Raw genomic sequence first — 19,134 nt, 5'->3', positions numbered from 1 at the left:
ACGGAAAGAAATGACGATGAGCAATCTTGCCTACGATACAGGGGTGGATGGCGGCGAAATCTCGCAGCAGGATATCGCCGCCATGCAGGCGTTGCGGCCGGTTCCGCGCATTTCGATCCAGGCATTTTGCGAGACCGAGGGCGTTGCCAATCCGGTCGAGCGCGCCGGCGAGGATCGCCGCATGGCCAAGGCCCATCTGAAGGTCCATATGGGCGGCATAGCCACCGCCATCGAGTTCTATCAATCGGCACCGACACCGAACCTGATCCTGCTGGAATCGCGCAGCGAGCCGACGCAATTGCTGGAGCAGCTCATGCAGCTCTCCGAATATTGCGATCCGACCTCCAAGGTCGTGGTCATTGGCCACTACAACGATGTCGGCCTTTACCGCGAGCTCATCCGGTCCGGCATTTCCGAATATGTCATCGCGCCGGTGTCGATGGCCGACATCGTCAGCGTGATCTCGTCGATTTTCGTCGATCCGGAAGCCGAGCCGATCGGCCGCTCGATCGCTTTCATCGGCGCCAAGGGTGGCGTCGGCTCTTCGACCATTGCCCACAATGTGGCCTGGGCGATGTCGTCCCTGTTCAAGTCCGAAGTGGTGGTCGCCGATCTCGACTTGGCTTTCGGAACGGCCAACATCAATTTCGATCAGGATCCGGCGCAAGGTATTGCCGAGGCCGTCTTCTCACCGGAACGCGTCGACGAGGTCTATCTCGATCGGCTGCTTGCCCAGTGCGCCGAGCACCTGTCGCTGCTTGCAGCACCCTCAACGCTTGACCGCGTCTACGATTTCGACCCCGATGCCTTCACGCAGCTTATCGACATGGCCCAGCGCAGTGTGCCGCTTCTGGTGCTCGATGTTCCGCACATCTGGACGGGCTGGACCAAGAACACGCTGGTCAAGGCCGACGAGATCGTGATCACGGCGACGCCCGAACTGGCCAATCTGCGCAACACCAAGAATCTGGTCGACATGTTCAAGCGGCTTCGCCCGAATGATCCGCCGCCGAAGCTGATTATCAATCAGGCCGGCGTGCCAAAGCGTCCGGAGATTACGTCATCCGACTTTGCCGACTCGCTCGGCCTGTCACCGATGTCGGTCATTCCCTTCGAGCCGCTGCTGTTTGGAAACGCCGCCAACAACGGACGCATGCTCGGCGAAATGGATGCCAAGAATCCGATCGTCGGCACAATCAACGAGATTTCGCATGTGCTGACCGGACGCAGCGAAATCAAGGTAAAAAAGAAGGCGAGCCTCGGCAATTTCCTTGGCAAGCTCTCGCGCAACAAGAAGTGATGCTTCCGTAGCGGAATTGGTAGTCGATCATGTTTGGTAAAAGAGGCAGCGACGACGGTAGCCGGCTCACCCCGGAATTCCGTCAGCCGGCACCCGCGCCTGCCGCAAACTCTGTGGAGACGGCGGTTCTTGTCAAGCCCGCGCCGCCGCCATCCGGCGCGTCTGCTGCGCCGCCGCCCGTGCGCCGTGCGGTCGAGGCGCCGCCATTGGCGCCGGAGCCAAAAAAGCTCCAGCGTGGCAAGAGCGAAACCTACTACGACACCAAGAGCCAGGTCTTCTCTGCGCTCATCGACACGATCGACCTGTCGCAGCTTGCCAAGCTCGATCCTGAAAGCGCACGCGAGGAAATCCGCGATATCGTCAACGACATCATCGCGATCAAGAATTTCGCGATGTCGATCGCCGAGCAGGAAGAACTGCTCGAGGATATCTGCAATGACGTGCTGGGTTACGGGCCGCTGGAGCCGTTGCTCGCCCGCGACGAGATCGCCGACATCATGGTCAACGGTTCCAAGGATGTCTACATCGAGGTCAACGGCAAGGTCGAGCAGACCGGCATTCGTTTCCGCGACAACCAGCAGCTTCTCAACATCTGTCAGCGCATCGTCAGCCAGGTTGGCCGCCGCGTCGATGAATCGAGCCCGATCTGCGACGCACGCCTTCCCGATGGGTCCCGCGTCAACGTCATCGCGCCGCCGCTCGCCATCGACGGCACCGCGCTCACCATCCGCAAGTTTAAGAAGGACAAGCTGACGCTCGATCAGCTGGTCAAGTTCGGCGCCATTTCGCCGCACGGAGCCGAGATTCTCAAGATCATCGGCCGCGTCCGCTGCAACATCGTCATTTCCGGCGGTACCGGCTCGGGCAAGACGACGCTGCTCAATTGCCTGACCAACTATATCGACCGCGACGAGCGCGTCATCACCTGCGAGGACTCGGCCGAGCTGCAATTGCAGCAGCCGCATGTCGTGCGTTTGGAAACCCGCCCGCCCAATCTCGAGGGCGAAGGCGAGGTAACCATGCGCGATCTGGTCAAGAACTGCCTGCGCATGCGGCCCGAGCGCATCATCGTCGGTGAAGTGCGCGGACCTGAAGTGTTCGATCTTCTGCAGGCGATGAACACCGGCCATGACGGCTCGATGGGCACGATCCACTCGAACAGCCCGCGCGAATGTCTGAACCGTATCGAATCGATGATCGCGATGGGCGGCTACACGCTGCCGCAGAAAACCGTGCGTGAAATCGTAGTCGGTTCCGTGGACGTGATCATCCAGGCTGCACGCCTGCGCGACGGATCGCGGCGTATCACACACATCACCGAGGTGATCGGAATGGAGGGCGACGTCATCATCACGCAGGACATCGTCCTCTACAATATAAAAGGTGAGGACGCGAACGGCAGGCTGCTGGGCGAGCACGTGTCGACAGGCATTGGTCGCCCGCATTTTTGGGAGCGCGCCCGCTACTATGGCGAGGAGCAGCGCCTCGCCAATGCGCTCGAGGCGATGGAGAAACGTGCTGAGTGACGCGTTTGGAGGCGTAGGGGCGAGGGTCGATGTTCGGAATTGACGGCACCGTATTGGCGTTCATCGTGCTCGCCGGCTTCAGCGCCGGCGCGGTCGCCTATGCTCTTTTGTTCAACCGGATCAGCACCGAGAAGCAGGTCGGCAGGCGGCTCGAGACGATCAAGACCGCGGAGACGGACGGTGCCGTCGTCAGGGCCTCGCGTGATCGCGTTGCGGAGGCGGCCAAGCGGCGTAAGTCGGTCCAGGATTCACTGAAGGATCTTGAGCAGAAGCAGAAAACCAACCAGCGCATCGTCAAGAAGCCGCCACTGAAGGCCCAGATCCGTCAGGCGGGTATGAAGGTCTCGCTTGAGCGCTTCTATCTCTACTCGGCCGTTTGCGGCGTTATCCTGACGTTTCTTGCCTATTTCGTCGGCGCACCGCTGCTTATCTTGCCGGGTGTTCTGCTGGTCGGCGCCCTCGGCCTGCCACGCTGGTTCGTCTCGTTTTGCCGTGCTCGCCGGGTCAAGGCGTTCCTGAACGAATTTCCGAACGCGCTCGACATCATCGTGCGTGCTGTCAAATCCGGCCTGCCGTTGAACGACGCCATCCGTATGATCGCCAACGAATCTCCCGAACCGGTCAAGACCGAGTTTCGCCGCATCGTCGATTCGCAGCAGATGGGCCTGTCGATCCCCGACGCCAGCCTCCGCATGGCCGAAACGATGCCATGCACGGAGGCGAGCTTCTTCGGCATCGTCATCCAGATTCAGTCGCAGGCTGGCGGCAATCTTTCCGAGGCACTGGGCAATCTTTCGCGCGTGCTTCGCGACCGCAAGAAAATGAAAGCCAAGGTCCAAGCCCTGTCCATGGAGGCGAAGGCGTCCGCCGTGATCATCGGCGCCTTGCCTTTCGTCGTCGCTTTTCTCGTCTACCTGACAAGCCCCAACTACATCATGCCGTTGTTCACCACCAGCGTCGGCAATCTGATCCTCGGTTGTTCAGCGGTCTGGATGTCGATCGGCATCCTGGTGATGCGCAAGATGATGAACTTCGAGGTTTAGGACTGAAGATGGCATGACCGACCAAGTCGTCAGAACCCTTACCGATCCGGCATTCCTGATTGCCTTGCTGGTCGCCATCGCGGTGTTTGCGACCGTCTTCACGCTGCTGCCGGCCTTTGGTGGAAATCAGCTGAAGGCGCGCATGAAATCCGTGGCGCTGGAGCGTGACGAACTGCGTGCCAAGCAGCGTGCGCGGCTCGCCGTCGAGGCCGATCGCCGCCGCAAGGGCCTGCGCGAGGAACAGTCGATCGGCATGCGCAATATTGTCGACCGGCTGGATCTGAGGCGCGCCTTGGCCGATGAAGGCACGTTGCAGAAACTCAAAGTGGCGGGCTTTCGCGGGCAGAACCCGCTGACGCGGTTCCTTTTTTTCCGTCTGGTCCTGCCCTTTGTCGGCTTCGCGCTGGCCGCGATGTATATGTTCGTGCTCGGAGGATTGTCCGAGCAGCCGCCTCTCATCAAATTGTTCGTCTGCGTCGTCGTCGCCTATGCGGGTTTTTACGCGCCGGTGCTCTATGTCAACAACCGCGCCACCAAGCGCAAGCAGTCGATCCAGATGGCGTGGCCGGACGCGCTCGATCTGATGCTGATCTGCGTCGAATCCGGCATGTCGGTGGAGGCGGCCTTTCGTAAGGTCGCGGATGAGATCGGCTCGCAATCGGTGGCACTTGCGGAAGAGTTCATTCTTACCAACGCCGAACTTTCCTACTTGCAGGAACGCAAACAGGCTTACGAGAACCTTGCAAGCCGCACCGGCCTGGAGTCGGTCAAGTCGGTGTCGCAGGCGCTGGTCCAGGCCGAGCGCTACGGCACGCCGGTGGCGCACGCGCTGCGCGTGCTTGCCGGCGAAAGCCGCGACATGCGCATGAATGTCGCGGAGAAGAAAGCAGCGGCCTTGCCGCCGAAGCTCACCGTGCCGATGATCCTGTTCTTCCTGCCGGTGCTGTTCGCCATCATTCTGGGCCCTGCAGGGATCCAAGTGAGCCAACGCGGTATCTTCGGCGATCAGCCTAGATCCAGCAGCGAGTAGCCTCGCCAGGGCGGCAATACATGCGAAAGCCGCGTGCTGATGCAACGCGGCTTTTGGCATTTCCGGCACATCGGATGAGTGTAGGTAGGGCGGTCAGTTGGTGGCAGGCTTCGCCTTGTCCTGGTCGTCGAGTTGGCTCCAGGCGTTCTGCTGGGCGAGCATCTGGCGAAGGTAAGCCACGTTCGCCTGCGCCTGTTCGGCCGAGAGCTCCTGCGAGGCGATCTTCTCGGCCTCGTCGAAGCGGCCCTGCAGGCCGACGACCAGCGCCAGGTTCTGGCGGACGCGGCTGTCGGCGTTCGGCTGCTGTGCGGCCGAGCGCATAGAGGTCTCTGCCGTGCGCAGATCGCCTTCCAACAGGTAGGACATGCCGAGATTGGAAAGGATCGACGGTTCGTTCGGCTTGAGGTCCAGCGCCTTGCGGTAATTCTGGCGTGCTTCGTCCCTCTGGCCGAGCTGGTCGAGAATCGCGGCTTCCGCCGACACCAGCTTCCAGTCGGGATATTCCGGCGTCTGCGCGCGGCGCACCGCGTCGAGCGCCGGCTCGAACTGGCCGTTGGCGGCGAGCGCCTTGCCATAGGCGGCGAGCACGTCGCGGTCCTTCGGCAGGGCGATCGCCAGCTTGCGCATCACGGCGAGCGACTGGTCGGCGTCGCCATCCATCTGCAGCGCCGCTGCATAGTTTGTCGCGATCCGCTTATCGTTGGGATTCTTGGCGTAGGACTGACCGAGCGCGATCGTCGCGTTGTGCAATTCGCTGGCCGACATGGTTTCCAACGGCTTGCCGCTGGTGCGAGAGATGGAGCCGGTCGTCAACTTGCTGGTCCCGCAGCCGGCAACGCTGGCCGCGAGCGCCATCGTGAACGCCGTGGTGATCAGCCGCTTACCCGTGGCGTTCATCATGCGTTTGATCAACATCGGCACCGGACCCTCCAGTAGGCGTAGCCATTGAACGGCCATCTTCCCTCCCGCAGAAATATTCTGTTAACCCTAACGGATAGTTAAGAAACACCGACTCGGAAGCCGGAGATCACTGAATGCCTGTCGAACTCGTCGAGAAGCGATTGAAGGCCGCGCTGCCGGTCTATCTGGTTGCGAAGGACAGACTGGAGGCGGCAGGCCTGGCGTCGTCCACGCTCGCCTGGGCCAGGGCCAACGGCTTTTCCGGCGAGGCGGGAAGGACGCTGGTCGTGCCTGGCGAAAACGGTGCGGTTGCCGGGGCGCTGTTCGGCATGGGCGACAGCGAAGGCGCGCTTGTCATCGGCGCGCTGGCGAGAGCCTTGCCGGAAGGCGACTGGCATTTCGCCTCGGCGCCCGCCGAACCGGAGCTCGCGGCCATCGCAGTGGCGCTCGGCGGCTATGTTTTCACCCGCTACGGCAAGAAGCCCGGCAAGCCGTTACGTTTTTCTCTGCCGTCGGGCGCCGACGCGGCGCGTGTTCGCAGCATCGCCTATGGCGTCTTCCTGACGCGCGATCTGGTCAACACGCCGACCAACGACATGGGGCCGGACGAGCTGGAGAAGGCGGTGCGGACCCTGGCCAGGACACACAAGGCCGACGTGTCGGTGACCAAGGGCGACGACCTGCTCAAGAAGAATTTCCCGATGATCCATGCGGTCGGCCGCGCATCGGTCGGCGCGCCGCGTCTGATCGACATGATTTGGGGGCCGAAGAACGCGCCGAAGGTGACGCTGGTCGGCAAGGGCGTCTGCTTCGACACGGGCGGTCTCGACATCAAGCCGTCCTCGGGCATGCTTTTGATGAAGAAGGACATGGGCGGCGCCGCCAATGTCCTGGGCCTCGCCTCGATGATCATGGCCGCCGGGCTGAAGGTCCGGTTGCGCGTGCTGATCCCGGCGGTCGAGAATTCGATTGCCGGCAACGCTTTCCGGCCCGGCGACGTCCTGGTGAGCCGCAAGGGCATCACGGTCGAGATCGGCAACACCGATGCCGAGGGTCGGCTGGTGCTGGCGGATGCCTTGGCGCTGGCCGACAATGACGAGCCGCAGCTGCTCATCGACATGGCGACCTTGACGGGGGCCGCCCGCGTTGCGCTCGGTCCCGACCTGCCGCCCTTTTACACCGGAGACGAAGCGTTGGCGTCCAATCTGACCGCGGCTTCCGTCGCGGTCGAGGACCCGCTGTGGCGCATGCCGCTATGGCGGCCCTACGACGCAAAATTGTCCTCGAAGGTTGCCGACATCAACAACGTCACGTCGGACGGGTTTGCCGGCTCGATCACAGCGGCGCTGTTCCTGAAGCGCTTCGTCGAGAAGACCGCCGCCTGGGCGCATTTCGACATCTTCGCCTGGAACCCGTCCGATCGTCCCCATGGACTGGCTGGTGGCGAGGCGCAAGGCATCCGGACACTGGAGCGGGTCATCTCGAACCGCTATGCTTGACGTTCTGAGGGACCACGACAGTCTCGGGACTGAAACGGAACCGAAACAATTTGCCGTCATGCTGGCCGGATGTCGATCTCGATGCGCCCGAGCCAGGCCTTGCGACTGTGGCAGCAGGTGATGCTGTCTCAGGTGCGCGACGACGCGCCGGACCTCACCATGCGGCAGACGGCGATCCTGTTCACCATCTATCTCGACCCGCCGCCGCATACCGTGCGCGGGCTCGCCGCCCGACTCAATGTCACCAAGCCGGTGATCACCCGCGCGCTCGACACGATGGGCGCGCTGAAGCTGGTGTCGCGCCATCGCGACGAACTCGACAAGCGCAACGTGCTGATCAAGCGCACCGTCGAGGGCGCGCTCTTTGTCGAGCGCTTCGGCGATGTTATCATCGCCAAAGCCCAGGAACTGCCCATCTGACCGAACCGCTCCTCTGAACGACCCGCTTTTTTGAACAACCCGCCCTTTTGAATGAGTTACCGATTTGACCGCCAGGGATGCCCGCCTTCACGCCTTCCGTTCCGATCTCGCCGATGTCAGGCTGAAAGGCGAGGTCGCCGCCGACCGCTTTGTCGCCGGCCGGCCTGCGCGGATTTCAGCGTCCGTGGCCGATATGCGCAAGGCGCCGCGCCCGGATGCCGGCGTCAACACGCAACTCCTGTTCGGCGACAACGTTCTCGTTTTCGAGAGCGTTGGGGGCTGGGCCTGGGTTCAGGCCGAGCGCGACAGCTATGTCGGCTATGTCGCAGACACCGTTCTGGGGTCGCAGGACCATGAGCCGACCCACATCGTTTCGGTGCCGCGCACCTTCCTCTATCCCGGACCGGATTTGCGGTTCCCGGTGAGTGGCCAACTGTCGATGGGATCCGCGGTTATGGTGACGGGCGCCGCCGAAACCCGCGGCACGCATTATGCGTTGCTGCCGTCCGGCGAGGCCATCATATCGGGCCATTTGCGGTCTGTCGCCGAGACTGCCCCTGACTATGTCACGGTCGCGGAGACGTTCCTCGGCACACCCTATCTATGGGGCGGCACTTCCGGTTTCGGCATCGACTGTTCCGGGCTCGTGCAATTGTCGATGCGCATCGCCGGCAAGAACGTGTTGCGCGATTCCGACATGCAGGCGGCGACCGTCGGTGAGCCGCTCGACCCGGGTCCGGACTTTGCCGGTCTGCGGCGCGGCGACCTGGTGTTCTGGAAGGGCCATGTCGCGATCATGACTGACGCAAGGACGATGATCCACGCCAACGGCCACACCATGCTGGTCTCGCGTGAAGAGTTCAGAGAAGCTCTCGCCCGCATTGGCTATCTCTATGGCGGGCCGACAGGATTCCGACGGCCTTAGGGCGGAAAGCCTGTCCTTCTCCACAACAGGGAGGAGGAAGATGGCTTTCGATCACCTTTTGTTCCGATTCTTCTTGGCGATTGCGCACGGTCGCGCTACCTCTGCAGCGTGACAGAGCAGCCGCGCCTTGCCAAACAGAATGCCGCCGTGCACCTGCCCGAGCCGTTCCTCAAATGGTTCGCGCAAAAGGGCTGGTCGCCGCGCGCCCATCAGGTCGAATTGCTGGCGACCGTCCAAGCGGGGCGGTCGGTCCTGCTGATCGCGCCGACTGGTGCCGGCAAGACGCTGGCCGGGTTCTTGCCCTCGTTGACCGAGCTGGCCGGCCGGCCAAGGAGAAAGCCGGGGCAGGCGCGTCGCGGCATCCACACGCTCTATATCTCGCCGCTGAAGGCGCTGGCCGTCGACATCGAGCGCAACCTCGGTAAGCCGGTGGAAGAGATCGGCCTGCCTGTCACCATCGAGACGCGCACCGGCGACACGCCCGCGCACAAACGCCAGCGGCAAAAGCTGGTGCCGCCCGACATCCTCCTGACCACGCCCGAGCAACTGGCGCTGCTGATCGCGGCACCCGACGCCAGGCGTTTCTTCGAGGATCTGCGCTGTGTCGTGCTCGATGAATTGCATTCGCTGGTGACGTCTAAGCGCGGGCATCTTCTGGCGCTCGGCCTGGCGCGGCTGCGCAGCTTCGTGCCCGGCCTGCAGACGATCGGGCTTTCCGCTACCGTGGCGGAGCCCGACGAATTACGCCGATGGCTGGTCGGCCAGAATTCATGCGAAATCTCAACAAAGCCCGCGATGGCCGGGCTGATCACCGTCGCCGGCGGCGCCAGGCCCGATATATCTATCCTCGACTCGGAACAGCATGTGCCGTGGTCCGGCCATTCGGCCCGCTACGCCATTCCCGAAATCTACGAGGCGATAAAGCACCACCGCACGACCCTCCTGTTCGTCAACACCCGCAGCCAGGCCGAGCTGCTGTTCCAGGAACTGTGGCGGGCAAACGAGGACTCGCTGCCGATCGCCTTGCATCACGGCTCGCTCGACGTCGGCCAGCGCCGGCGGGTCGAGAAGGCGATGGGCGAGAATGCGCTGCGCGCCATCGTCGCCACCTCGACCCTCGATCTCGGCATCGACTGGGGCGACGTCGACCTGGTCGTGCATGTCGGTGCGCCGAAGGGTGCGAGCCGGCTGGCGCAACGTATCGGCCGCGCCAACCACCGTATGGACGAGCCGTCCAAGGCGATCCTGATTCCTGCCAACCGCTTCGAGGTGCTGGAATGCCGGGCGGCGCTCGACGCCAACTATCTCGGCGCACAGGACACGCCGCCGCTGATCGATGGTGCGCTCGACGTGCTGTCGCAGCACGTGCTGGGCAGCGCCTGCGCAGCACCGTTCGACGCCGACCTTTTGTTCGAGGAAGTGCGGAGTGCCGCCCCCTATGCCGGACTGGAACGCGACACCTTCGACCGCGTCGTCGATTTCGTCGCTACAGGTGGCTACGCGCTCAAGAGCTACGAGCGCTATGCGCGCATCCGAAAGACAATCGACGGGCTGTGGCGCGTCTCGCATCCGCGCATCGCCCAGCAGTATCGGCTGAATGTCGGCACGATCGTCGAGATGCCGGAGCTGAACGTACGCTATGTCAGGCAAGGGCGTGGTCTTGCCGGGCGCGGTGGGCCGGTGCTCGGCAAGATCGAGGAATATTTCGCCGAGACGCTGCGTCACGGCGACAGCTTTTTATTTGCCGGCAAAATTCTTCGTTTCGAAGGCATCCGCGAGAACGAGTGTATCGTCTCCAACGGCGCCGGCGCCAACATCATCGTGCCGTCCTATGCCGGCGGCAAATTCCCGCTCTCGACCTATCTCGCCGACCAGGTGCGCGGCATGCTGGCCGATTCCAATCGCTGGCAGGCGCTGCCCGAACAGGTGGCCGACTGGCTGAGATTGCAGAAGGAAAAATCGGTGCTGCCGAAGCGCGGCGACCTGCTGGTCGAGACCTTTCCGCGTGGCCACCGGCACTACATGGTCGCCTATCCGTTCGAAGGAAGGCTGGCGCACCAGACGCTCGGCATGCTCTTGACGCGGCGGCTGGAGCGGGCGGGCGCGCGGCCGCTCGGCTTTGTCGCCACCGATTATTCGCTGGCAGTCTGGGCGCTCGACGATATGGCGTCGCTGTTCAAAGCCGGGAAGCCTTCGCTGGCTGCCTTGTTCGACGAGGACATGCTGGGCGATGATCTTGAAGCCTGGCTGAACGACAGCTGGATGCTGAAGCGCACCTTCCGCACCTGCGCGGTAATCGCCGGACTGATCGAGAAGCGCTTCCCAGGGCAGGAGAAGAGCGGGCGGCAAGTGACGGTCTCGGCCGACCTGATCTACGACGTGCTGCGCAGTCACGAGCCTGACCATATCCTGCTGCAGGCGACGCGGACGGATGCCGCGGCTGGTCTGCTCGATGTCAGTAGACTTGCCGAGATGCTCTCGCGCGTCCGCGGTCGAATCGTGCATAAGCACCTTGAGCAGATTTCGCCGCTCGCCGTGCCGATCATGCTGGAGATCGGCAAGGAATCGGTGAATGGCGGCGCCAACGAGACGCTGCTGATGGAGGCGGCTGATCTGGTCGAAGAGGCCATGGGTCCGGGGATGAGCTGATGAATTTCGCGGCGAGGGCATCGACATTCGCGCAAGCCGATCGAGTCGGCATCGCCGATGAGCGCGCGGTCTGCGATCCGCGCGGTGTGCTCTACTTCCCCGAGCTGAAGTTGCTGGCGGTGTCGGACCTGCATCTGGAAAAGGGCTCGTCCCTGGCACGGCGCGGCGCGCTGATTCCACCTTATGACACCGGCGCGACATTGTTGCGGCTGCAGGCGGTGATTGCCGATTATCAGCCGGCGATCGTCATCAGCCTTGGCGACAGCTTTCATGACGGCGGCGGCGCCGAACGCATGCATTCAAGCTTCCGCGAACGGCTGGAAGGGCTGATCGCCGGCCGCGACTGGTTCTGGGTCGCCGGCAATCACGACCCGGACGCGCCGGCCGATTTGCCCGGCGAGACGGTGCGTGAACTCGCTGTCGGTTCCCTGGTCTTCCGGCATGAGCCTTCGGCCGTGAGAGTGGAGGGCGAGGTCGCCGGCCATCTGCATCCCTGCGCCCGCATCGTGCAGCGCGGCCGCTCGGTGCGGCGACGCTGCTTTGCCGGGGACGGCGGCCGCATGATCATGCCGGCCTTCGGCGCCTATACCGGCTCGCTCAATGTGCTCGACCGCGCCTATACCGGGCTGTTTCGCCGCGAGACGCTGATGGCCTATATGCTTGGCACCGAGCGCATCTTCGCCATTTCCCAAGCGATGCTGAGGCCCGGTTGAACGGCTCTACCTGCCGTAATAGAGGGTGACGGTGTGCTTCGCCTCGGCGAAGAACAGCCAGCGCTCGACCAGCATGCCGGCGAATTGGACGATCGCCGCGAGTGCCGACAGCACCGCCGCATAGGGCCATGGTAAGGCGAACGCAGCGGCAAGCAGCACAACGGGCAAGGCAAAGGCCAGAAGCTGTGCGATCCGGCGGAGCCTCGCGCCGTGCTTGCGCGCGATTCGAAAGCCCATCTCCTTGAGCAGGTAGTTTTCCTCGGTGTGCGGCCATTCCAGCGACCGCACCGTGCCGCCGGCAAGTCCCGTCGCGGTGTTGGCGGTGGTCGGGATTTCCAGCCGGTCATTGTAGCGCCAGGTCGCCAGCTTCCAGCCCCAGCCGAGTACGGTCAGCAGCGCGGAGACCGCCGGAAGGGTGTTCGAGCCGATGGCGAAACCCTGCAGCAGCGCATTCAAAAGCACGCTGCCGGTCATCGCCGAAAAGATCAGATAGCCGGGCAGAGTGAAGCGGCTGTGCCACTGGGCGATCGGCTTCAGCGAGGCGTAGATCATGCCGGTGGTGCACACGGTGACGACCGCGCCGATGGCAGCCAGCAGCCCGGCGATGGCCATCCAGCCGTCCGTGCGGCCGAGGAACACCCAGCCGATGGCGAACAGCCCAGCCGGCACGAAAGTGGCGACCGACGCAACGCCTTCGCGTGACAGCCAGGAGCTGCGCCATTGCGACAAGGCCCGCCAGGCGCGTTCTGGCCGGCCGAGATGGCCGGCTGACGACAGCAGGCCGGCCGAGATCAGGCCGAGCGCCAGCCCCATGCCGACGAGGCCGAGCCAGAAATCGGGCGGGACAAGTCCCTGTACTGCCAGCACGCCGAGCAGCGCGAGCAGGCCGTAACCGGCGCCCGTTGCGGTGGTGAAAAAGACGACGGAGAAGGCTGGATGCATGAGGCTGGTTGCTGGTCAGTTAGAAAGCATTCGGTCGACCCAGCCAAGGAAGCCGCCTTCGGCCCGCACCGGTTCGAGCACTGGCGCCGGCACCGATGCGGCGCGCTGCGTGTGGGCGCGCGGCGGCAAATATTTGTTGGTTGGATGATAACCGAGTTCGGGCATCAGGTCGACGCCGCCGCGTTCGGTCACCAGTTGCGAGATCGCCGATGCCGGATCGCCGAGATCGCCGAAATGCCGGGCGCTGGTCGGGCAGGCGGCGACGCAGGCCGGCACGCGGTCTTCTTCGGCCAGATTGTCGTTGTAGATGCGGTCGACACACAGCGTGCATTTCTTCATCACGCCGATATCGGTGTCGAATTCGCGCGCGCCATAAGGGCAGGCCCAGCTGCATAATTTGCAGCCGATGCATTTGTCCTCGTCGACCAGCACGATGCCGTCCGAGGCCCGTTTGTAGGAGGCGCCGGTCGGGCAGACGGTGACGCAGGCCGGCGTCTCGCAATGCAGGCAGGAGCGCGGGAAGTTCACGGTGCGCCCGCCTATCTCGGTCGTGTGCTCATAGCTGTGCACGCGATTGAACCAGACACCGTCGGCATTGCCGCCATAGGGATCGATGTCGGTCAGCGGCGCCATGTGGCCGCCGGTGTTCCACTCCTTGCAGGCGGTGACGCAGGCCTGGCAGCCGACACAGGTGTCGAGGTCGATGACCAGGCCGAGCTTCCTGTCGGTATGGGCGGGAAGGCAGGTCATTCGGCAGCTTCCCTTTCCCGGCGGAACTCGGCGCCAAAACTGAGCTTGTCCGGCGAAGGCTCGAAACGCGGCGGTTGCTGGAACCGTTCGAACTGCGGCTCCGTGAAGCCGGCTTCCTCAGCCGCGCATTTCATGATGCGCACCCTCAGGTCGAACCATGCCGCCTGGCCGGTGACCGGGTCCGAATTCGAATAGCGCTTGCCATTGGCGTCAGCGGAAGTCTGGTCGCCGATGATGTGGTTGAGCAGGAAGCCGCGATTGGATTCGGCAGCATCGTCCTTCAGCCCCCAACTGCCGCGCCGCTTGCCGATGGCATTCCACGTCCACACCGTATTCGCGTTGACGCCGTCGATCAGCTTGATCTGTCCCTTGACCTTGCCGTTGATGCTCTCGATCCACACCCAGTCGTCATCGGCAAGGTCGAGCCCGGCTGCGGTCTGGTGGTGCACGAACAACCGGTTCTGGCTGGTGATCTGCCTTAGCCAGGCGTTCTGCGAGCCCCAGGAGTGATACATGTGCATCGGCCGCTGCGTCAGCCCATGCAGCGGATAGATCTGCGTGTCGACAGCGGCTTCCTCGAATGGCGCGTACCAGAACGGCAGCGGGTCCATATAGGTCTCGATGCGGCTCCGCTCCGCCTCCGGCGGCAGCACCCGCCCATGGCCGCGCGCGGCGAGGCGAAACCGCTGGATCGGTTCCGAATAGAGCTGGAAAACGATCGGCTCGGCTTTTGCGATGAAGCCCATGTTCTCGGCGAAGTCGAGATAGGAGCGGTTGGCCATCTTGTAATAGCGCTGGTCGTCGGTGAACTCGTGATGCCAGAAGCCGCCATTGTCGATGTAGCGCTGCAACTGATCGGGATTGGCCTCGCCTTTGCCGATCGAGTTTCCGTCCTTGCCGCGCCAACCGGCGAGCGGACCGATGCCTGGCGTGCGCTCATGATTGACAATGTAATCGGCATAGTCGTGGTATTTGGCCGCGCCGTCGTCGTCGACGAAGCCGGGCAGGTCGAGCCGCGCGCCGAGCTCGATCAGTACCGTCTGGAATGGCCTGACGTCGCGGTCCGGCTCGACGACGGGATGGCGGATGGCGTCGCCCGGGCCGTCGGCATGGCTGATCGGCCGGTCGAGCAGGCTGATGCAGTCATGCCGCTCCAGATAGGTGGTGTCGGGAAGCACGAGATCGGCGAACGGCACGGTCTCGGAATAATAGGCGTCGGAATAGATGATGAAGGGGATCTTGTAGTTTCCGGCGTCGTCGCTGTCGGTCAGCATCGCCATCGTCTCGACGGTGTTCATCGACGAGTTCCAGGCCATGTTGGACATGTACATCATCAGCGTGTCGATCCTGTAGGGATCGCCGGCCCAGGCATTGCGGATCACCGTATGCATGAGGCCGTGTGCTGCGAGCGGCGCGTCCCAGGAATAGGCCTTGTCGATACGAACAGGCGTGCCGGCGTCATCGACCAGCAGGTCGTCCGGTCCGCAAACGAAGCCGAGCGGCATGCCCTCGAGCGGCGTCGTTGGCCTAATGTCCTTGCCCGCCGGCTTCGGCCCCGGCGGCGTCGAACGGGGATAGGGCGGCTTGAATCGGAATCCGCCCGGCACGTCCACTGTGCCGAGAAGCACCTGAAGCAGATGGATGGCGCGGCAGGTGTGAAACCCGTTCGAATGGGCCGAGATACCGCGCATCGCGTGCATCGACACCGGCCGGCCCTTGATCGTCTCGTGCCGGCGGCCGGCCCAGTCGGTCCAGGCGATCGGCAGCTCGATCGCCTGTTCGAAGGCGACGTGCGCCAGTTCGGCAGCGATCCGGCGGATCGTGTCGGTTGAAACGCCGCAGCGTTCGGCGACTGCGGCGGGAGAATAGCTGTCTTGCAGATAGCGTTCGGCAATGAGCTGGAAGACCGGCACGCAGCGGCGGCCACCGATGGTGACGTTGCCGGTCAGCGCCGGTTTTGCATCGGCATCGGTGGCCTTGACCGGCGTCTTCGCCACTCTGTCCCAGGCTAGCGGATTGCCGTCACCGTCGCGTACGAACAGGCCGTCGTCGGCAGCATGCGGCTCCTGGACGACCAGGACATGGGCGTTGGTGTAACGCAGCAAGTAGTCGAGATCGACGCGGCCGGCCTTCAGCAGTTCGTGGATGAGGGCGAACACGAACAGGCCGTCGGTGCCGGGCCGGATGCCGATCCAGTCGTCGGCGATGGCGTTGTAGCCGGTGCGGCACGGATTGATCGACACCACCTTGGCGCCGCGAGCCTTGAGTTTGCCCAAGCCGATCTTGATCGGATTGGAATCATGGTCCTCGGCAACGCCGAACAGCATGAAATATTTGGTGTTCTCCCAGTCGGGCTCGCCGAACTCCCAGAACGAGCCGCCGATCGTGTAGAGGCCGCCGGCCGCCATGTTGACCGAGCAGAAGCCGCCATGGGCGGCGAAATTCGGTGTGCCGAACTGGCTTGCCCACCAGCCGGTCAGCGATTGCGACTGGTCGCGCCCGGTGAAGAAGGCGAGTCTCTTCGGATCTGTCCGGCGGATTTTCGAAAGCCGCTCCGTGGCGATGGAAAATGCTTCCTCCCACTCGATTTCGCGAAACTCGCCTGAACCGCGCGGACCGGTGCGCAGCAATGGCTTCTTCAACCGGGCCGGACTGTAGTGCTGCATGATGCCGGCGCTGCCCTTTCCGCAGAGCACGCCGCGATTGACCGGATGGTCCTTGTTGCCGTTGATGTAGCGGACCTTGCCGTCCTTGATGTGGACGTCGATGCCGCAGCGACAGGCGCACATGTAGCAGGTGGTCTTGGCGATGCTGTCGGAGACGTCAGGCGACGTGTCGACGCCGTCGCCCTCGTCGGGCGCGCGGGTGTTAGCAAGCGGCCGTTGGGACGGTGCGGAATTGGCGCCGCGCAGCGGTCCTTGGTTCATGATCTGGCGCTTTTGCAGTCCGTGGATTTGGCTCTCGTCTTCGGCCCGGGGCCGCGCATGTAGTGCTCTTCCGGATGATAGCGCTCGCCGGTCAGCCGGCGCCGCAGGCCGCGGGTCCAATGGGCAAACAGGGATTTGAACCGCCCGACCACTTTCTATCCTTTGCTGCTTCGCCGCGATATTTTTCCAATTTCCCTCAAAAACTTAGAACAAAGCAATTGATCTGTCTAATAAGTTGCTCTTGTAATTCCAATCGAATTTATTTCTTAATTTCGGCATGACCCTGGACCAATTGCGGATTTTCGTGGCCGTCGCAGAACGAGGGCACATGACCAAGGCGGCCGAGCTGCTGGGCATTTCCCAATCGGCGGCTTCGGCCGCCATCCGCTCGCTCGAACAGCAGCATGGTGTCCAGCTCTTCAATCGGGTCGGCCGCAACATCGAGCTTGCGCAGACCGGGCGCAGGTTCCTGCCCGAGGCCAAGGCCGTTCTCGAACGGGCCGCTGCCGCCCACAATGTGCTGGAGCACGTCTCGCAGACGATTACCGGCAGCCTTTCGATCGCCGCCAGCCAGACCATCGCCAGCTACTGGCTACCGCGCCGGCTGGCCTCCTTCCACGAGGCGTATCCCGCCGTCAGGCTGAGCGTCACCATCGGCAACACCAGACAGGTCGAGACCAATGTCCTCGACGGCACGGCGGATTTTGGCCTGGTTGAAGGACGCACTGAATCCGATATCTTGCGGCGCGCCAAGCTCGATGTGGATCGCCTGATGCTGGTCGTGGCACATTCGCATCCAGAAATCGCGGAAGTCTCGTGCGGACATCCCGATATCAGGGAGCTTCGCTGGATCATCAGGGAAGGCGGCTCGGGCACGCGCGAGGTGCTGGAAGATCTTGCCCGCCGCGAAGGGATCTCGTTCGCGGACCTGCAGATATTCCTGGTGCTGCCCAGCAACGAGGCGGTTCGCCAGGCGGTCGAGGCCGGTGCCGGCGCCACCATCATTTCGGAGCTCGTCGTCGCGCGCGCGGTTGCCGAAGCCAGCCTGCGGTCCGTGCCGATCGATTTGCCCAAACGCGATTTCGCCATGATCACGCATCGAGACCGGCAGGCAAGCCTGGCCCAGATGGCGCTCAAGGCGCATCTCGGTGCCAAGGCCGGCGAGACCGTTCCGAAGTAGGCAGAAGTCAGCCGAATTTCCGCTGCGCGTCGAGTGCCAGGCCAAGCCCGACTGAGCCGAACATGTCGCCTTCAATAACGGACGCCTGCGGCACCAAAGCCAGGATCTGCTGCCTGGCCAGCGGGATCGCGGTCGATCCGCCGGTCAGGAACACCGCGGTGATGTCGGACGGTTTCACCTGCGCGTCGCGGATGGTCTCACCGACCATGGCAGTAACCCGATCGATGTCCCTGGCGATCGTGGCGTCGAGCCCGACGCGCGTAATTTCGGTGGCGAATTCCGCCCCCGGCAGCGCGACCGCGATAGCTCCGGACAATTGCTCCGTCAGTGCGATCTTGGCTTTTTCGACCAAGGCCGCCAGCGCATGCCCATAGCGATGCTCGACGATGTGGATGAAACGGCTGACCAGGTCGGCGCGTTTCGCCTCGTAGCGGATCTGGCGCAGATGCGTCATTGCCCGGGCGGTGTAGACCAGATTGATGCGCTGCCATGTCGCCAGGTCGATGAAGTAGCTGGCCGGCAAGTTGCGCTTGCCGTCCTTGGTCGGCGAGAGATAGCCGAGCTGCGGCATCACGTGGGCGATGCTCAACAGTCGGTCGAAGTCGGTGCCGCCGATGTGGATGCCTCGGCTCGCCAGGATGTCGTCCTTGCGATCGAGGGAGCGGGCACGCTGCGGCGAGACCCGCACGATCGAGAAATCGGAGGTACCGCCGCCCATGTCGACAATCAGGGCCAGTTCTTCCCGCACCACTTTCTGCTCGTAGTCGAGCGCCGCCGCGATCGGCTCGAACTGGAAGGCAATATGCTTGAAGCCCTGGGTGCGGGCCGCGTTTTCGAGTTCACTCTCGGCCCTGGCATCGGCCCCGGCATCGTCGTCGACGAACTGCACCGGCCGGCCTAGCACCACGCTCTCGACCACGTCGCCGGCATCCTCTTCCAGCCTTTTCCTGAGTTGGCCGATGAACAGGCCGACGATCTCGGTAAAGGCGATCGACCGTGCTTTGATCCGCGTCTTTTCATGGACAAGCGAACTGCCGAGCACGCTCTTCAAAGAGCGCATCAGGCGGCCTTCGATGCTGTCGGTATAGTTGGCGACGGCGCGGCGCCCGAAATAGGTGCGGTTGTCCTCGAAGTTGAAGAACACGGCGCTGGGCAGCGTAACCTGGTCGTCTTCCAGCGCCACGAGCCGCGGCTGCCCGTTCCTGACCACGCCCACGGTGGAGTTCGAAGTGCCGAAGTCGATACCGCCGAATGCTGGTCGCATCGAAAATGTCCTGGTGATTTTGGGGAACTACAGCTCGTGTGCGGCCAAGCCGGGGGTCGCGATCTA

General features: G+C 63.3%; 15 protein-coding genes. 10 read left to right on the top strand and 5 right to left on the bottom strand.

Going from position 1 to position 19,134, the window contains the following annotated elements; genetic code table 11:
* Positions 1 to 16 precede the first annotated feature (16 nt).
* The 4 genes from AC0NID_RS02280 to AC0NID_RS02265 are packed head-to-tail and all read left to right on the top strand — an operon-like array spanning position 17 to position 4,899.
* On the top strand, positions 17 to 1,300 hold the full coding sequence (locus AC0NID_RS02280; protein ID WP_473450437.1) for a CpaE/TadZ family protein: 1,284 nt from the start codon (positions 17 to 19) through the stop codon (positions 1,298 to 1,300).
* A gap of 29 nt (positions 1,301 to 1,329) precedes the next feature.
* Entirely contained in the window at positions 1,330 to 2,826 is a 1,497-nt protein-coding gene (locus AC0NID_RS02275) for a CpaF family protein (protein WP_473450435.1), read from the top strand.
* 29 nt (positions 2,827 to 2,855) lie between these two features.
* Positions 2,856 to 3,869, top strand: coding sequence for a type II secretion system F family protein (locus AC0NID_RS02270; RefSeq protein ID WP_473450433.1), 1,014 nt, complete (start codon positions 2,856 to 2,858; stop codon positions 3,867 to 3,869).
* A 13-nt stretch (positions 3,870 to 3,882) separates the two neighbouring features.
* Positions 3,883 to 4,899 (top strand): type II secretion system F family protein, encoded by a 1,017-nt coding sequence (locus tag AC0NID_RS02265; protein WP_473450430.1) that lies wholly within the window; start codon positions 3,883 to 3,885, stop codon positions 4,897 to 4,899.
* A gap of 93 nt (positions 4,900 to 4,992) precedes the next feature.
* On the opposite strand, the gene AC0NID_RS02260 is transcribed toward AC0NID_RS02265, so the two are convergent.
* Entirely contained in the window at positions 4,993 to 5,814 is an 822-nt protein-coding gene (locus AC0NID_RS02260; RefSeq protein ID WP_473450428.1) for a tetratricopeptide repeat protein, read from the bottom strand.
* Between the two features lie 119 nt (positions 5,815 to 5,933).
* Here AC0NID_RS02260 and AC0NID_RS02255 point away from each other — a divergent pair, with 119 nt between their 5' ends.
* From AC0NID_RS02255 to pdeM, 5 genes are all read left to right on the top strand, one after another.
* Positions 5,934 to 7,298: a leucyl aminopeptidase family protein gene (locus AC0NID_RS02255; RefSeq protein ID WP_473450426.1), complete on the top strand. Its 1,365-nt coding sequence runs from the start codon at positions 5,934 to 5,936 to the stop codon at positions 7,296 to 7,298.
* Positions 7,299 to 7,367: 69 nt separating this feature from the next.
* Positions 7,368 to 7,718, top strand: coding sequence for a MarR family winged helix-turn-helix transcriptional regulator (locus tag AC0NID_RS02250; protein ID WP_145715370.1), 351 nt, complete (start codon positions 7,368 to 7,370; stop codon positions 7,716 to 7,718).
* Positions 7,719 to 7,782: 64 nt separating this feature from the next.
* A complete protein-coding gene (locus AC0NID_RS02245; RefSeq protein ID WP_473450424.1) occupies positions 7,783 to 8,643 on the top strand; it encodes a C40 family peptidase in 861 nt (286 codons plus the stop codon).
* Between the two features lie 108 nt (positions 8,644 to 8,751).
* A complete protein-coding gene (locus AC0NID_RS02240; RefSeq protein WP_473450422.1) occupies positions 8,752 to 11,292 on the top strand; it encodes a ligase-associated DNA damage response DEXH box helicase in 2,541 nt (846 codons plus the stop codon).
* On the top strand, positions 11,292 to 12,005 hold the full coding sequence (pdeM, locus tag AC0NID_RS02235; protein WP_473450421.1) for a ligase-associated DNA damage response endonuclease PdeM: 714 nt from the start codon (positions 11,292 to 11,294) through the stop codon (positions 12,003 to 12,005). Before AC0NID_RS02240 ends, pdeM begins: the two co-directional genes overlap by 1 nt.
* Before the next feature lie 6 nt (positions 12,006 to 12,011).
* Here the strand turns inward: pdeM and AC0NID_RS02230 are convergent, their stop codons facing one another.
* From AC0NID_RS02230 to AC0NID_RS02220, 3 genes are read right to left on the bottom strand one after another with little or no spacing between them, the layout of a single operon-like run.
* A complete protein-coding gene (locus AC0NID_RS02230) occupies positions 12,012 to 12,947 on the bottom strand; it encodes a dimethyl sulfoxide reductase anchor subunit family protein (protein ID WP_473450419.1) in 936 nt (311 codons plus the stop codon).
* A 15-nt stretch (positions 12,948 to 12,962) separates the two neighbouring features.
* Complete coding sequence (locus tag AC0NID_RS02225) at positions 12,963 to 13,697, bottom strand: 4Fe-4S dicluster domain-containing protein (protein WP_473450417.1); 735 nt, start codon at positions 13,695 to 13,697, stop codon at positions 12,963 to 12,965.
* A complete protein-coding gene (locus AC0NID_RS02220; RefSeq protein WP_473450415.1) occupies positions 13,694 to 16,624 on the bottom strand; it encodes a molybdopterin oxidoreductase family protein in 2,931 nt (976 codons plus the stop codon). The genes AC0NID_RS02225 and AC0NID_RS02220 overlap by 4 nt, the downstream gene beginning before the upstream one ends.
* Positions 16,625 to 16,901: 277 nt before the next feature.
* On the opposite strand from AC0NID_RS02220, the gene AC0NID_RS02215 reads away from it, so the two are divergent.
* Entirely contained in the window at positions 16,902 to 17,804 is a 903-nt protein-coding gene (locus AC0NID_RS02215; protein WP_473450413.1) for a LysR substrate-binding domain-containing protein, read from the top strand.
* A 7-nt stretch (positions 17,805 to 17,811) separates the two neighbouring features.
* On the opposite strand, the gene AC0NID_RS02210 is transcribed toward AC0NID_RS02215, so the two are convergent.
* Positions 17,812 to 19,068, bottom strand: coding sequence for an Hsp70 family protein (locus AC0NID_RS02210; protein WP_473450411.1), 1,257 nt, complete (start codon positions 19,066 to 19,068; stop codon positions 17,812 to 17,814).
* Between the last annotated feature and the right edge of the window lie 66 nt (positions 19,069 to 19,134).

This window comes from Mesorhizobium sp. WSM4821, assembly GCF_055901555.1.
This window is presented reverse-complemented; position numbering and strand designations above follow the sequence as displayed.

Coding starts and splice junctions, on each gene's coding strand:
- AC0NID_RS02280 (WP_473450437.1), top strand. CDS start 17: ATGAGCAATCTTGCCTACGATACAGGGGTGGATGGCGGCGAAATCTCG.
- AC0NID_RS02275 (WP_473450435.1), top strand. CDS start 1,330: ATGTTTGGTAAAAGAGGCAGCGACGACGGTAGCCGGCTCACCCCGGAA.
- AC0NID_RS02270 (WP_473450433.1), top strand. CDS start 2,856: ATGTTCGGAATTGACGGCACCGTATTGGCGTTCATCGTGCTCGCCGGC.
- AC0NID_RS02265 (WP_473450430.1), top strand. CDS start 3,883: ATGACCGACCAAGTCGTCAGAACCCTTACCGATCCGGCATTCCTGATT.
- AC0NID_RS02260 (WP_473450428.1), bottom strand. CDS start 5,814: ATGTTGATCAAACGCATGATGAACGCCACGGGTAAGCGGCTGATCACC.
- AC0NID_RS02255 (WP_473450426.1), top strand. CDS start 5,934: ATGCCTGTCGAACTCGTCGAGAAGCGATTGAAGGCCGCGCTGCCGGTC.
- AC0NID_RS02250 (WP_145715370.1), top strand. CDS start 7,368: ATGTCGATCTCGATGCGCCCGAGCCAGGCCTTGCGACTGTGGCAGCAG.
- pdeM (WP_473450421.1), top strand. CDS start 11,292: ATGAATTTCGCGGCGAGGGCATCGACATTCGCGCAAGCCGATCGAGTC.
- AC0NID_RS02230 (WP_473450419.1), bottom strand. CDS start 12,947: ATGCATCCAGCCTTCTCCGTCGTCTTTTTCACCACCGCAACGGGCGCC.
- AC0NID_RS02225 (WP_473450417.1), bottom strand. CDS start 13,697: ATGACCTGCCTTCCCGCCCATACCGACAGGAAGCTCGGCCTGGTCATC.
- AC0NID_RS02220 (WP_473450415.1), bottom strand. CDS start 16,624: ATGAACCAAGGACCGCTGCGCGGCGCCAATTCCGCACCGTCCCAACGG.
- AC0NID_RS02215 (WP_473450413.1), top strand. CDS start 16,902: ATGACCCTGGACCAATTGCGGATTTTCGTGGCCGTCGCAGAACGAGGG.
- AC0NID_RS02210 (WP_473450411.1), bottom strand. CDS start 19,068: ATGCGACCAGCATTCGGCGGTATCGACTTCGGCACTTCGAACTCCACC.